The organism is Fusobacterium necrogenes (genome assembly GCF_900450765.1).
Taxonomy (GTDB): Bacteria; Fusobacteriota; Fusobacteriia; order Fusobacteriales; family Fusobacteriaceae; genus Fusobacterium_A; species Fusobacterium_A necrogenes.
Window position 1 is genome coordinate 492,809 of sequence record NZ_UGGU01000003.1, and the last position, 12,918, is coordinate 505,726.

Sequence of the window (12,918 nt, forward strand, 5' to 3'; positions counted from 1 at the left end):
AATTATTATGGTATGGAGTGATATAGAAAATGGAGAACGAAGAAATTAGAAAGGATATAAAAGATTTTCTCTATTTTGCAGAATTTGGTGAGAATAAAAGTCAAAATACTATAAAATCTATGAAAAAAGATTTATTTCAATTGTCTGATTATTTAAAAGAAATTGAAAAAATAGACAAAAGTATAGAAATAGATTCTATTATGCTTAGAGGTTTTATAATAAAGCTTCAGGAGAATGGGATTACTAAGAGAACTATTAATAGAAAGCTTTCATCAATGCGTTCTTTTTTTAAATATTTGGTGAGAGAAAAAAGAATCAATCAAAGTCCTATAGAGTTAATAGCTTCACCAATATTTCATTCACAAAAACCTGATATTTTATCACTTGATGAGATAAATAAATTGAGAAGTGTAATTTCATTAAAGAATACTAATGGATTAAGAGATCGATTAATACTTGAACTTTTATATTCAAGTGGAATTACATCTATTGAAATGTTAGGAGTAGGAGAGAGTGTTTTTGATCTAGATAAAAGGGAGCTTTATGTAGCTAATGGAAGAAATAGAAGAGTAGTATTTTTTAGTGAAAGAACAAGAGAGCTTATAAAAAAATATGTTGAAGCAAAAAAAAAGAAGTATAAAGAGAAATATAATCCTGATATATTATTTGTAAATGGATCTGCTACAAGATTAAGTGATAGATCTTTACGAAGGATAATAGATAGATATGCTATGAAAGCTGGAATAAAAAGGGAGATTAGTCCATATAGTTTTAGGCATACTTTTGCTGTACACATGCTTTCACATGGGATGGATATACTATATTTAAAAGAGCTTATGGGACATGTGACACTTGAGAGTACAAGAATATATCAAGACTTAGTAAAAATATAAAGCAATAAGGAGGAGAGATGATAAAAGCTACTACTATAGTTGCAGTAAAAAAAGATGGTCAAGTTGCAATGGCTGGAGATGGGCAAGTAACTTTCGGAGAGGTTGTATTTAAGAGTAATGCCAAAAAAATTAGAAGGATTGAAAAATATGATATAATGGCTGGATTTGCTGGTGCTGCTGCTGATGCATTTGCTCTAATGGATAAGTTTGAAACTAAATTAGAAGAATTTGGAGGAAACTTAAAAAAATCAGCTGTGGAATTAGCTAAAGATTGGAGAAATGATAAAGCTCTAAGAGTATTGGATGCTATGTTAATAGTAGCGAATAAAGATATCATACTTATTCTTTCAGGAAATGGAGATGTGATAGAACCGGATGGTGATATAGCGGCGATAGGAAGTGGTGGAAATTATGCCTATGCTGCAGCAAGAGCATTACTTTTACATGGAAATGAGTTAACAGTAGAGCAAATAGCTATTGAGGCTATAGCAATAGCTGGAGAAATGTGTATATATACTAATTCGAATATTACCTATGATGTAATAAAGTAGTGAGGAGAAAAATATGAGTAAGAAAATTTGTATAGGTTGTGGAATTGAATTACAAAGTGATTACCCAGAAAAAAATGGATATCTACCAGTCACAAAATTAGAAGAAAAAGGAGAGCATTATTGTCAAAGATGTTTTAAAATAAAAAATTATGGTAAATATATGCCAGTAAGATTAACAAGAGATGATTATAGAAAAGTTGTACAAGAAGAAATGGCAAATTCTCAATTGGCAATAGCTGTTTTTGATATAATAGACTTTGAAGGATCTTTTGATGATGAAATATTGGATGTTTTAAGAGAAAAGGATTCTATAGTTGTAATTAATAAACTAGATCTTATTCCAGATGAAAAACATCCTTCAGAAGTTGCTAATTGGGTAAAAATAAGACTTGCTGAGGAGGGAATAGCTCCTTTAGATATAGCTATTGTAAGTAGTAAAAATGGTTATGGAATTAATGGAATATTTAAGAAAATAAAACATTTTTATCCAAATGGAGTAGAGGCATTAGTTTTAGGAGTTACAAATGTTGGGAAATCGAGTATAGTGAATAGACTTCTTGGACTAAAAAAAGTAACAGTTTCTAAATATCCAGGAACAACTTTAAAAAGTGTAAGAAATCAAATTCCACATACTAAAATTACTTTAGTAGATACTCCAGGACTTATTCCAGAGGGAAGAATATCAGATTTGGTATGTGAAAATTGTAATTTAAAAATGGTTCCAGCCAATGAAATTTCAAGAAAAACATTTAAAGTTTCAAAAGGAAGGGCTTTAATAATAGGAGAATTGCTATGGTTCAAAGTTTTGAATGAAGATGATATAAAGCCAATATTTTCACTATATGCAGCTAAAGATGTAACTTTCCATGAGACAAATGAAGAGCGATTAGAAGAGTTGTTAAAAACAGATAGAGGAGATCTATTGACACCACCTTGTGAAGATTGTATACATGATTATCGTAAATTAGAAAAAACAAAACATAAAGTTATAGTTAAAACAGGAGAAGAGCTTGTATTTAAAGGATTGGGGTGGATATCTGTAAAAAGAGGGCCACTAAATATTGAAATTACAGCTCCTAGAAAAGCAGGAGTGATTATAAGAGATGCTTTTATTAAACCTAAGAGATAAAATAAAGATAAATTTAAGAGCTTTTATCAGTAGTATTTTATTTGTAATTGTAATAATTGGAGTTATTATTTTAGGTACTTATAATGTAAAAGATTTAAAGGAAGCAAGAAAAGCAGAAGAAACTTTAAAGAATTTGATAGAGTTGAGGAGTGCTTTAGAAAAATATTATAAATTGACTAATCATTATCCTAATTTGACAAAAATGGGAGTAAAAGATAATCTTAAATTATTGGATTATACAGATGAAAATGGAAACTTAATTTCTTTTGCTGAGATTTATGGACATACTTCAATAGCTAAAACAGTAGGAACCGAAAATTTATTAGAGAGTAATGAAGTTTATGACATTTCTGATTTCTCTAAAGGGACTGAAAGTGGAGGATGGAATTTTAATTTCTCAGGAAATACAGGAGAGATTCATGCTAATCTTCCTAAAAATACTTATTCACAAGGTATTAATTGGTATGAATATTAAAATATATAGTGAGAGAGGAATAAAAAATGAAATATGATATTATATTTTTAGGTGGAGGACAAGCTGGGATTTTTGGTGCATATGAGGCAATAGAAAAGAGACCAGATTTAAAGATTTTAGTAGTTGACAAGGGAAAAATGTTAAAACAAAGAGTATGCCCAAAAGAAAAATTAGGAAGATGTGTTAATTGTCCAACTTGTGCAATAATATATGGGGTAAGTGGAGCTGGAGCTTTTTCTGATTCTAAATTTAACATGGATTATAGAGTTGGAGGAGATCTACATGTTGTAACAGGTAAAAAAATAGTAAATGATACTATAAAAGATGTTGTAGATGTATATAGAAAATTTGGATTCAATGAAGAGCCTACTGGATTAAAATATAATCCAGCTATGGAGAAGATAAAAAAAGGGTGTATAGAAAATAGAATACAATTGGTTGATACTCCGACTATGCATTTAGGAACTGATGGCTCAAGAAAACTTTATGGTCAACTGATAGATTTTCTATTAGAAAAAGGGGTAGAGTTTATAACTGAAAGGGAAATAGAAAGTTTAATAGTAGAAGATAATCATGTAAAAGGGATTATAGTTACACATAAGGGAAAAGAAGAAAGATACTATTCTGATAATGTTGTAGCTGGAATGGGAAGAAGTGGAGCTAAAAAGATGAAAGAGCTTTGTCAAAAGCATAGTATAAAATATGAAAATGGAGCTATTGACATAGGAGTAAGAGCTGAAATTCCAGATATAATAATGAAAGAGATAAATGAAAACTTTTATGAAGCTAAAATGATTTATTACTCAAGAAACTATAGAGATAAGATGAGAACATTCTGTAGTAATCCTAGTGGATTTATTGCAGCAGAAAAGTATGATGATTTTATATTAGCTAATGGACATGCGTATAAGGACAGAAAATCAACTAATACAAATCTAGCTTTACTTTGTACAAAAAAATTTACTGAGCCTTTTAATCAACCATTTGAATATGCTACAGCAATAGCTAAGATGTCATCTATGCTTACTGGTGGGAAATTATTAGTTCAATCATATGCTGATTTAAAAGAAGGAAGAAGATCAACTGATGAAAGATTAGAGAGATTAAACATTGTTCCAACAACTGAAGATTATGTTGCTGGAGATATTGCTCTAGCTTGTCCTCAGAGACTTTTAGATAATATAATGGAATTTATTGAAGTATTGGATAAAATAACTCCTGGATTTGCATCTGGAGATTTACTTTTATATTTTCCGGAGATAAAATTTAGAAGTACAAGATTGGAAATAAATCAAAATATGGAAACATCTATGAAGGGATTATATGCAGTAGGAGACAGCTCTGGTTATGGAAGTGGACTTAATATTGCAGCAGTGATGGGAATACTTGCTGTTAGATATATTATTAATAGTTAAAAAAATGGTGCTTTATTTTTCGTTTTTTGGAAAAAAAAGCACCATTTTTTATAGCTTTGAATTGAAAAAAAATATTTTTTATGCTAGAATTATATAAAATGACATTTACAGGAGGAAGGGAATGGGTTTTTTTAACAAACTTTTTGGGAAAAAAAAAGTGGGAGAAAAGAGTGAAAATTTAGAATCAATAGAAATAGAAGAGACATTAAAAAAACAGGATGAGATTGTAGAAGAAGATAAAAGTGAAGTACAAATAGATCCAAAATCTATTGTTGTTAAGCATAAAAATGAAAAAGATGATGATCAAAGAGTTGAAAATAAAGAGAATATTGTTGATGAAAAAGAAGAGAAAAAAGGCTTTTTTAATTCTTTAAAAGAGAAACTTTTCAAATCTAGAGAGGGGCTTTTTGGAACATTAAAATCATTTATTCTAGGAAAAAATATTATAGATGATGAGATGTATGAAGAATTAGAAGACATATTGATACAGTCAGATATTGGAATGGATATGACTATTAAGATTGTGAAAGAGCTTGAAAAAGAGGTGAAAAAAAGAGGGGTAAAGGAAGCAAAGGAAGTTTATACAGTACTTAAAGAAGTAATGACAGGATTTTTGATAACTGAAAATAATAAAATTTATATAGAAGAGGGAAGATTAAATGTTATTTTGGTAGTTGGAGTAAATGGAGTTGGAAAGACAACTACAATAGGAAAATTAGCTTCAAAGTATGTAAAAGAGGGTAAAAAGGTTATTCTTGGAGCTGGAGATACTTTTAGAGCAGCAGCTATAGAACAATTAGAAGAATGGGCAAAGAGATCAGGAGCAGATATAGTAAAAAGTACTCAAGGATCAGATCCAGGAGCTGTAGTATTTGATACTCTAGTTGCTGCTGAATCAAGAAAAGCTGATATAGCGATAATAGATACTGCAGGAAGATTACATAATAAGAATAATTTAATGAAAGAATTAGAGAAGATTCATAATATAATTAAGAGAAAGCTTGGAGATCATAAATATGAATCTATTTTGGTTATAGATGGAACAACTGGGCAAAATGCTCTCACTCAGGCTAAGGTTTTTAATGAAGTTACTGAATTAACAGGATTTATTATAACTAAATTAGATGGAACTGCTAAAGGTGGAATTGTTTTTAGCATATCTGAGGAAATAAGGAAACCTATTAAATTTATAGGAGTAGGAGAAAAAATAGAAGACTTGAGAGAATTTGATACAAAAGAATATATACAAGCTATATTTGATTAAGATAAATAATATAATTTGTAAATGAAATAAAAAACATATTGTAATTAAAATTAAAATTTGTTAGTATATACTTAACAACTGTTAAGTTGTTATTAAAAATGTATATAAAATTTTAAGATAAAAATATTATTAAGGAAGTGAGTATTTTGAGTTTTTTAGTGAAAATCAGAGAAAAAGCAAGAGAAGTACAGAAGTCTGTTGTACTACCAGAAGGAACAGATGAAAGGGTCGTTACTGCAGCAGCAAAAATTGTAGAGTTAGGAGTAGCTAAACCTATCGTTTTAGGGCATAGGGAGGATATGGAAAGGGTTGCTAATGATTTGGGAATTAGTTTAAGAGGTGTAGAGATTATTGAGGCTAAGAATCCACCAAAATTAGAAACTTATGCTCAAAAATTAGTAGAATTAAGAGAAAAAAAAGGAATGACTTTAGAAAAAGCAAGAGAAATTTTATTAACTGATCCAAACTTTTATGGAGCTATGATGGTAAAACTTAAAGATGCTGATGCTATGGTATCTGGATCAAATTCACCTACAGCTGATGTATTAAGAGCAGGATTACAAGTTATAGGAACAAGACCAGGAATAAAAACTGTATCATCAGTATTTGTAATGGAATTAACAGAAAGACAGGAAAGTTATGGAGATGTCCTATTATTTGGAGATTGTTCAGTTATACCAGTACCTACAGCAGAGCAATTAGCTGACATAGCTGAGGCATCAGTAGTAACTGCTCATAATGTAGTAGGAATGCAAGGAAAAGTAGCGCTAATGACTTTTTCTACAAAAGGATCAGCTCATCACCCAGATGTCGATGTAGTGATTGAAGCTGGAAAAATACTAGAAGAGAGAAATGTAAAGTTTCAATATACTGCTGAAGTACAAGCAGATGCTGCAATAGTTAAGTCAATAGCTATGAAAAAATGTCCAGAATCAAAGGTTGCGGGAAATGCAAATATATTAATATTCCCAAATCTAGCAGCTGGAAATATTGGATATAAACTAGTACAAAGATTGGCTGGGGCCAATGCATATGGTCCATTAATTCAAGGTTTAGCAGCACCTATTAATGACTTATCAAGAGGATGCTCAGTAGATGATATTGTAAACCTAGTAGCAATAACAGCAGTTCAAGCAGCAGAATAATAAAATTATTTTAGAGGAGAATAGGAATGAAAGTTTTAGTAATAAATTGTGGAAGTTCATCATTAAAATATCAATTAATGAATCCAGAAACAAGAGAAGTCTTTGCAAAAGGACTTTGTGAAAGAATTGGAATAGATGGTTCTAGAATGGAGTATGAAGTACCAGCTAAAGATTATGAAATAAAGGTAGAAAAACCAATGCCTACTCATAAAGAAGCTTTAGAGTTAGTTATAAATGCAATAACTGATAGAGAGCATGGTGTAATAACTTCAGTCGATGAAGTAGAAGCTATTGGTCATAGAATGGTTCATGGAGGAGAAACTTTTGCTAGTTCAGTATTATTAACTGAAGAAGCGATGGCAGCAGTAGAAGCTAATAATGAATTAGCACCTTTACATAATCCAGCTAATTTAATGGGAGTTAGAACTTGTATGGCATTGATGCCTGGTAAGCCTAATGTAGGAGTTTTTGATACTGCTTTTCACCAAACTATGCCAGCTAAAGCATTTATGTATGCATTACCTTATGAGGACTATACTGAATTAAAAGTAAGAAAATATGGATTCCATGGAACATCTCATTTATATGTTTCTGAGACTATGAGAGAAATAATGGGAAATCCTAAGCATTCAAAAATAATCGTATGTCACTTAGGAAATGGAGCTTCTGTATCAGCAGTATTAGATGGAAAATCTGTAGATACTTCAATGGGATTAACTCCATTACAAGGATTAATGATGGGAACTAGATGTGGAGATATTGATCCAGCAGCTGTTTTATTTATAAAAAATAAAAGAGGATTATCTGATAAAGAAATGGATAATAGATTAAATAAGCAATCTGGAATTCTTGGAATCTTTGGAAAATCTTCTGATTGTAGAGATATGGAAAATGGAGTAGCTGAGGGAGATGAAAGAGCTAAGCTAGCTGAAGAAATGTTTATTTATAGAATAAAATCATATGTAGGAGCTTATGCAGCAGCTATGGGTGGAGTAGACGCTATCTGTTTTGCTGGAGGAATAGGAGAAAATGCAGCTGGAATTAGAGAGGGTGTAATTGAAGGATTAGAATTTTTAGGAGCCAAACTAGACAAAGCTGTAAATTCAGTAAGAAAGAAAGGAAATGTAAAATTATCAACAGAAGATTCTAAAGTTTTAATTTATAAAATTCCTACAAATGAAGAGTTAGTAATTGCAAGAGATACTTATAGAATAGTTACAGGAAAATAAACTTTAAATTAAAAAATATTAAATAATTATTGACAAATTTTAAATATCAATTAAAATAGAATAGTAGAAGTAAATAAAAAATACTTTCATAAAAGATTTATAGGAGGAATTGTAATGGTTAAAAAAATGCAGACAATGGATGGATGTCAAGCTGCAGCATATGCTTCATATGCATTTACTGAGGTAGCTGGAATTTATCCTATTACTCCATCATCACCAATGGCTGAGTACACAGATGAGTGGGCTTCAAAAGGAATGAAAAATATATTTGGAGTACCAGTTAAAGTTGTAGAAATGCAGTCAGAGGCTGGAGCAGCTGGGACTGTACACGGTTCTTTACAAGCTGGAGCATTGACAACAACTTATACTGCTTCACAAGGATTATTATTAAAAATTCCTAATATGTATAAAATAGCAGGAGAATTGTTACCAGGAGTAATACATGTATCAGCTAGAGCACTATCAGCTCAAGCTTTATCTATCTTTGGAGACCATCAAGACGTTTATGCAGCTAGACAAACTGGATTTGCTATGTTAGCAACTAATTCAGTTCAAGAAGTCATGGATCTTGCAGGAGTAGCTCACTTAGCAGCTATAAAAACAAGAATACCATTCTTACACTTTTTTGATGGATTTAGAACTTCTCATGAAATTCAAAAAGTAGAAGTAATGGATTATGAAGTATTCAAAAATTTAATTGATATGGATGCTGTTCAAGCTTTTAGAGAAAGAGCTCTTAATCCAGAGCACCCAGTAACAAGAGGAACTGCAGAAAACGATGACGTTTACTTCCAAACAAGAGAAGCTCAAAACAAATTCTACGATGCAGTACCAGATGTAGTAGCTCACTACATGGCAGAAATCTCTAAAGTAACTGGAAGAGATTATAAACCTTTCAACTACTATGGAGCACCAGATGCTGATAGAATAATCATAGCTATGGGATCAATTTGTCCTATATCTGAAGAAACAATAGATTACTTAAATGCTAAAGGGGAAAAAGTAGGAATCTTATCTGTACACCTATACAGACCATTCTCTGCTAAATATTTCTTTGATGTTTTCCCAACAACAGTTAAGAAAATTGCAGTTCTTGATAGAACAAAAGAGCCTGGATCACAAGGAGAACCATTATTACTTGATATTCAATCTTTATTTTATGGAAGAGAAAATGCTCCAGTAATAGTTGGAGGAAGATACGGATTATCTTCAAAAGATACAACTCCAGCTCAAGTAATAGCTGTGTTCGATAATTTAAAATTAGACCAACCTAAAGACAGATTCACAGTAGGAATAGTAGATGATGTTACATTTACTTCATTAGAAGTAGGAGCACCTGTAACTGTAACTGGTGATGATGTAAAAGAGTGTCTATTCTTTGGATTAGGAGCTGATGGAACAGTTGGAGCTAATAAAAACTCAATAAAAATTATAGGAGATAAAACTGATTTATATGCACAAGGATATTTTGCATATGACTCTAAAAAATCAGGAGGAGTTACTAGATCGCATTTAAGATTTGGAAAATCTCCTATAAAAGCAAGCTATCTAATTTCTAATCCTCATTTTGTAGCTTGTTCAGTACCAGCTTACCTAAATCAATATGATATGACATCAGGAATTAGAAAAGGTGGATCATTATTAGTTAACTGTATTTGGGATAAAGAAGAAGCTGTAAAACAAATACCTAATAAAGTTAAAAGAGATTTAGCAAAAAATGGAGCTAAATTATTCATAATCAATGCTACTAAATTAGCTGAAGAAATTGGATTAGGTCAAAGAACAAATACAATAATGCAAGCTGCTTTCTTTAAGTTAGCTGATATTATTCCATTTGAAGAAGCTCAACAACATATGAAAGATTATGCTAAAAAATCTTATGCTAAAAAAGGTGACGATATAGTTCAAATGAACTATAATGCTATTGATAAAGGAGCAGAAGGATTAATTGAAGTACCAGTAGATCCAGCTTGGGCTGATTTACCAGTTGAAGAATTAACAGTAGCTGAAGAGTGTTGTTCTTGTGGATGCGGACATGAAAAATCAAAAGTTGAGTTATTTGTGGAAAAAATTGCAAAACCTATTAATGCAATTAAAGGATATGATTTACCAGTTTCTGCATTTAATGGTTATGAAGATGGAACTTTTGAAAATGGAACTTCTGCTTTTGAAAAAAGAGGAATTGCAGTTCATGTTCCTGAATGGAAAGCAGAAAACTGTATTCAATGTAACCAATGTTCATACGTATGTCCACATGCAGTAATTAGACCATTCTTAATGACTGAGGAAGAAAAAGCTGCCTCTCTAGTTGAGTTAACAACTATTAAACCAGTTGGAAAAGGATTAGAAGGATTACAATATAGAATGCAAGTTTCGACTTTAGATTGTACAGGATGTGGATCATGTGCTTATGTATGTCCAGCTAAAGAGAAAGCATTAGTAATGGTACCAATAGGAACTTCTTTAGAGCAACATGAAGATAAAAAAGCTGATTACCTATTTAATAATGTAGAGTATAGAAGTGATTTAATGTCTAAAGATACTGTAAAAGGATCTCAATTTGCTCAACCATTATTTGAATTTCACGGAGCATGTCCAGGATGTGGAGAAACTCCATATTTAAAAGCAATAACTCAATTATTTGGAGAAAGAATGATGATAGCTAATGCTACTGGATGTTCATCAATATATAGTGGATCTGCACCATCTACTCCATATACAACTAATAAAAATGGACATGGACCATCATGGGGATCTTCTTTATTTGAAGATAATGCAGAGTATGGAATGGGAATGCATGTTGCAGTTGAAACATTAAGAGATAGACTTCAAAATATAATGGAAGAAAATATGGATAAAGTTTCAGCTGATATTGCTGAGTTATTTAAAGAATGGATTGAAAATAGATCATTTGCTGCTAAATCAAGAGAAGTATCAGATAAGATAATTGCTGCTTTAGAAGGAAAAGATTGTGAAGTATGTAAAGAAATTTTAAGCTTGAAACAATATCTTGCTAAGAAATCTCAATGGATATTAGGAGGAGACGGATGGGCATATGATATTGGTTATGGTGGACTTGACCACGTTATGGCTTCTAAAGAAGATGTTAATATAGTTGTTTTAGATACAGAAGTTTATTCTAATACTGGAGGACAAGCTTCTAAAGCAACTCCTACAGGAGCAATAGCAAAATTTGCAGCTGCAGGAAAATCAGTTAAGAAGAAGGACCTTGCTGCAATAGCTATGTCATATGGACATATTTATGTAGCACAAGTAAGTATGGGTGCAAATCAACAACAATTCTTAAAAGCTATAAAAGAGGCTGAAGCTTATAATGGACCATCTATAATCATCGCTTACTCTCCATGTATTAACCATGGATTGAAGAAAGGAATGTCTAAGGTTCAAAATGAGATGAAGGTAGCTACTGAATGTGGATATTGGCCAATATTCAGATATAATCCTACATTAGAAGCAGAAGGTAAAAATCCACTTCAAATTGATTGTAAAGAGCCTAACTGGGATAAATATGAAGAGTTTTTATTAGGAGAAGTAAGATTTGCTACTCTTTCTAAAGCTAATCCAAGTGAAGCTAAGGAACTTTATGAAAAGAATAAAACAGAAGCTCAAAGAAGATGGAGACAATATCAAAGACTTGCTGCTATGGATTTTTCTGCTGAAAAACAATAGAAATTTATTTAAAAATCTAAAAAAGACTGACACTAACGTGTCAGTCTTTTCATTATTGTTATATATAGCTGCTATTTGTAGTAAGATTTTAGGAATTAAGAAAATTATAAAGAATTATGACTAGCTCTTTTTATAGGATTTCCATTATTAAGAGCATGATTAATTTCATTTAAAATAAGATTTTTATCTTGAGGTAATGTTCCTTGAAGATTTAAATAATTTGAAATATGATTTGCTCTTATAATAATAGGAGAGTCTATATTTATGCTAAGATTTTCTATTATAACTTTTATTTCTTCAATTATTTCAAGACCATTAGCTTCAATAAATTCTTTTCTTTCAGCTTGTTTGCCTAAAATAGTATTTGGAAGTAGACTTAAACAGAGTATACCTAAATATGTAGGTGAAGTTTCTTGAATGACATAAGCTGTTTTAAGAGCATGATTTTTACTAGCAATTTTATCTTTTCCAGCTAATCCAGCAATTATTGTGACTGAAGTCTGAAACCCTGCCTCTTTAGCTTTTTTTATTCCTATCATGAATTCCTCGGCTGTATTACCTTTGTTTACTTTAGTAAGAATTTCATTATCACCACTTTCAAGACCAATATAAATTAATTTTATTCCAATCTCTTTAAGTTTTTTTAACTCTTCAGGTGTTTTTAATATTAGGGATTTAGGGCTTGCATATATAGAGATTCTCTCATTTTCAGGAAATTTTTCATTTAAATAATTTGCGATTTCTAATAGAGTTGAAGTTTTAATTATAAGGGCATCTCCATCAGCAAGAAAGATTCTACGAACAAATTGTCTTTGATGTCTAAAAAAATCTATCTCTTTTTTAATCTGTTCAATACTTTTTATTTTGAATTTTTTTTCATTATACATATTACAAAAAGTACATTTGTTATGAGAACATCCTAGTGTAACTTGAATAATAAGGCTATTAGCTTCACTTGGAGGTCTATATAGCGGATAATCATAAATATCAAATATCATAACTCCTCCTAAATAAATTTTTAAATTTGAATTATAAAGATAATAATATCTTAACAAATAAAGTGATAAAATACAAATGGATATTGATAAATTATAGATTATAAAATATTCTTGATTTAAATAAAAAAA

The 12,918-nt window shown here is 30.7% G+C and carries 10 protein-coding genes; 9 read left to right on the forward strand and 1 reads right to left on the reverse strand.

From position 1 onward, the window contains the following. Positions 1-29: 29 nt before the first annotated feature. The 9 genes from DYA59_RS02680 (at position 30) to nifJ (ending at position 11,791) form a co-directional block, all read left to right on the forward strand. Positions 30-893 (forward strand): tyrosine-type recombinase/integrase, encoded by an 864-nt coding sequence (locus tag DYA59_RS02680; protein ID WP_115269109.1) that lies wholly within the window; start codon positions 30-32, stop codon positions 891-893. Positions 894-910: 17 nt separating this feature from the next. Then, a complete protein-coding gene (gene hslV, locus DYA59_RS02685; RefSeq protein ID WP_115269111.1) occupies positions 911-1,444 on the forward strand; it encodes an ATP-dependent protease subunit HslV in 534 nt (177 codons plus the stop codon). Between the two features lie 13 nt (positions 1,445-1,457). Then, entirely contained in the window at positions 1,458-2,573 is a 1,116-nt protein-coding gene (yqeH, locus tag DYA59_RS02690; protein ID WP_115269113.1) for a ribosome biogenesis GTPase YqeH, read from the forward strand. Continuing rightward, positions 2,548-3,048: a hypothetical protein gene (locus tag DYA59_RS02695; protein ID WP_245943709.1), complete on the forward strand. Its 501-nt coding sequence runs from the start codon at positions 2,548-2,550 to the stop codon at positions 3,046-3,048. The genes yqeH and DYA59_RS02695 overlap by 26 nt, the downstream gene beginning before the upstream one ends. 26 nt (positions 3,049-3,074) lie before the next feature. After that, positions 3,075-4,463, forward strand: a complete 1,389-nt coding sequence (locus DYA59_RS02700) for an NAD(P)/FAD-dependent oxidoreductase (RefSeq protein ID WP_115269115.1) — start codon at positions 3,075-3,077, stop codon at positions 4,461-4,463. Positions 4,464-4,584: 121 nt separating this feature from the next. Continuing rightward, positions 4,585-5,727 (forward strand): signal recognition particle-docking protein FtsY, encoded by a 1,143-nt coding sequence (gene ftsY, locus DYA59_RS02705; RefSeq protein ID WP_115269117.1) that lies wholly within the window; start codon positions 4,585-4,587, stop codon positions 5,725-5,727. A gap of 146 nt (positions 5,728-5,873) precedes the next feature. Beyond that, positions 5,874-6,872: a phosphate acetyltransferase gene (pta, locus tag DYA59_RS02710; RefSeq protein WP_115269119.1), complete on the forward strand. Its 999-nt coding sequence runs from the start codon at positions 5,874-5,876 to the stop codon at positions 6,870-6,872. Positions 6,873-6,898: 26 nt separating this feature from the next. Continuing rightward, complete coding sequence (locus tag DYA59_RS02715) at positions 6,899-8,101, forward strand: acetate/propionate family kinase (protein WP_115269121.1); 1,203 nt, start codon at positions 6,899-6,901, stop codon at positions 8,099-8,101. Between the two features lie 114 nt (positions 8,102-8,215). Further along, on the forward strand, positions 8,216-11,791 hold the full coding sequence (gene nifJ, locus DYA59_RS02720) for a pyruvate:ferredoxin (flavodoxin) oxidoreductase (RefSeq protein WP_115269124.1): 3,576 nt from the start codon (positions 8,216-8,218) through the stop codon (positions 11,789-11,791). 104 nt (positions 11,792-11,895) lie between these two features. Here the strand turns inward: nifJ and DYA59_RS02725 are convergent, their stop codons facing one another. Then, a complete protein-coding gene (locus DYA59_RS02725) occupies positions 11,896-12,789 on the reverse strand; it encodes a B12-binding domain-containing radical SAM protein (protein WP_172606936.1) in 894 nt (297 codons plus the stop codon). Positions 12,790-12,918 lie beyond the last annotated feature (129 nt).

Coding starts and splice junctions, on each gene's coding strand:
- DYA59_RS02680 (WP_115269109.1), top strand. CDS start 30: ATGGAGAACGAAGAAATTAGAAAGGATATAAAAGATTTTCTCTATTTT.
- hslV (WP_115269111.1), top strand. CDS start 911: ATGATAAAAGCTACTACTATAGTTGCAGTAAAAAAAGATGGTCAAGTT.
- yqeH (WP_115269113.1), top strand. CDS start 1,458: ATGAGTAAGAAAATTTGTATAGGTTGTGGAATTGAATTACAAAGTGAT.
- DYA59_RS02695 (WP_245943709.1), top strand. CDS start 2,548: ATGCTTTTATTAAACCTAAGAGATAAAATAAAGATAAATTTAAGAGCT.
- DYA59_RS02700 (WP_115269115.1), top strand. CDS start 3,075: ATGAAATATGATATTATATTTTTAGGTGGAGGACAAGCTGGGATTTTT.
- ftsY (WP_115269117.1), top strand. CDS start 4,585: ATGGGTTTTTTTAACAAACTTTTTGGGAAAAAAAAAGTGGGAGAAAAG.
- DYA59_RS02715 (WP_115269121.1), top strand. CDS start 6,899: ATGAAAGTTTTAGTAATAAATTGTGGAAGTTCATCATTAAAATATCAA.
- nifJ (WP_115269124.1), top strand. CDS start 8,216: ATGGTTAAAAAAATGCAGACAATGGATGGATGTCAAGCTGCAGCATAT.
- DYA59_RS02725 (WP_172606936.1), bottom strand. CDS start 12,789: ATGATATTTGATATTTATGATTATCCGCTATATAGACCTCCAAGTGAA.